The organism is Vibrio sp. 10N.222.49.A3 (assembly GCF_041475145.1).
Lineage (GTDB): Bacteria > Pseudomonadota > Gammaproteobacteria > Enterobacterales > Vibrionaceae > Vibrio > Vibrio tasmaniensis_A.
On record NZ_JBFRVM010000362.1, the window covers coordinates 1 to 1685 of the forward strand.

The following is a 1685-nucleotide window of genomic DNA, read 5'->3' on the forward strand; positions in this document are numbered from 1 at the left end:
AACTTCTGGTGCAGATCATTATTCTGCTTTGATATTTTGGTTAGGTCGTATCAAGGTAATGCTACTTGGTTTTGGGGAATCTGCTTTCATTACTTGCCACGATTATTGAGAAAGGCCACAGTAAGATAGCTGTTGGCTAGGTAATTGGTTGTTCGTTGTCCATAGGAGATATAACTGTGTTTTATAGTAAGGAATACAACAAGGGGTTGTTGCTCATCCTTGTTTCGATAAGTGCTTTCATTGTCATTACGTCTGATAATAACTCCGGAACATTCATCGCTCACGCCATCAACGGGTTAATTGCTTTGCTCTTTTTCTCCATGACAATTGAGATCAAAGGCAATGCATTGAGCTGGTATTTCGGTTTTGGTTTTTGGCGTAAGAATGTAGAAGTGTCAGACATAACGGAGACATCGTTTTATCAAAGCAAGTGGTATCAAGGTATTGGCATCCGCATGTTGAGCGATGGTTGGTTATATAATGTATCGATAGGTTCAGCGCTGAAGTTAAGCCTAAGCAATGGAAAGCATGTTTACATTGGTTGTAAGGATACAGACGGTTTAAATGCGGCCTTGAAAGCTGCTAACGAACAGATAACTCAAAAGTGATTTACGAGGCTTGGCACTTTTCGTTTAAAGTTTGACTAATGTTTAAGGTCGTATGGTTTTGGGGCAGTAGCGTTGCTCGGACCATAAACGTGAGGTTGACAGGGAGAGTTATGAATCAACAAGAAGCCTTTATAGGTTTTGCGGTTTATGGGCTTATCAGTAGCTCAATTGGCTTTTTTACGTTTTTTATTATCAAAGGTGCGAAGTACAAACAAACATTGTGGACTTTGCAGTCTGTTGTTTTTGGTATCTTCTCGATTGGTTTTATCTATAGCTCAGGTGGTAATGGGTCAGAATTATTGGTCTGGGTTCCGCTGGTTATCTTGACGTCTATTTACAATATCCACTCATTGAAATTTTGTGTTTCTTGTGGAAAAACTAACGTAAGAAAAAGAGGATTATCATCCATAAAATCATGTAGTGGATGTGGTAATGCTTTATAGTAAAACTACGATATACCAGACGTTTGTTCATTTTTAGTTTCAGCCTTAAAAGGAAGTTGTATGAATTTAGATAGAGCTAAAAAACGCATCGCAAAGCAGGTTAAAAAAGGCGACAACGGATACCCAAAAATCACGCTAGCGTATTACGGAACGACAAAAGATCTCGCAACGGAAGTTTCGGTTCAATTTATGTTGGGTGAGAGCGATGGTGTTCAAGAGGAGCGTTTCTCTTGCGAAACAGAAATTCGAGATAATGAGTTAATCCAGACAACGTTACTCAAGATAATCGAGCGAGCGAATGTTAACTCAGTGATTGAAGTTGAAGGCGTGACGGTTCTTTAGTTTGCTTTGAGTCTAAGCGTTTGTTTATTAATGTCGGTTTGGAACCTAATTCAGTCAGCGAACTTAGGTTATAACGAAATTGTCTATATACGTGCTTAAAGGAATAGGGAAATGCAAGAAAATGACACTGTATTACGATGTGAAAACTGTAATAAGAAAACGTCACACATCAGGTTAAGCGCGTCCGAAGTGAAGTTAAAACAGCAGGAGAAAAACACCCTCAAGTCACGAATTCTAAATATTGCATTCGGCGTGTTATTGGGTTCACATAAATCAAAAGTATCCGCCCCAT

General features: G+C 39.0%; 4 protein-coding genes. All 4 read left to right on the forward strand.

The genetic code is table 11. The features are described from left to right. Positions 1–155: 155 nt before the first annotated feature. Positions 156–608: a hypothetical protein gene (locus AB4589_RS25635; RefSeq protein ID WP_371696134.1), complete on the forward strand. Its 453-nt coding sequence runs from the start codon at positions 156–158 to the stop codon at positions 606–608. A 110-nt stretch (positions 609–718) separates the two neighbouring features. Beyond that, on the forward strand, positions 719–1051 hold the full coding sequence (locus AB4589_RS25640) for a hypothetical protein (protein ID WP_009846781.1): 333 nt from the start codon (positions 719–721) through the stop codon (positions 1049–1051). 60 nt (positions 1052–1111) lie between these two features. Further along, positions 1112–1393 (forward strand): hypothetical protein, encoded by a 282-nt coding sequence (locus AB4589_RS25645; protein WP_372101981.1) that lies wholly within the window; start codon positions 1112–1114, stop codon positions 1391–1393. Between the two features lie 111 nt (positions 1394–1504). Next, on the forward strand, positions 1505–1685 hold a 181-nt coding region (locus AB4589_RS25650; RefSeq protein WP_372101982.1), incomplete at its 3' end, for a hypothetical protein.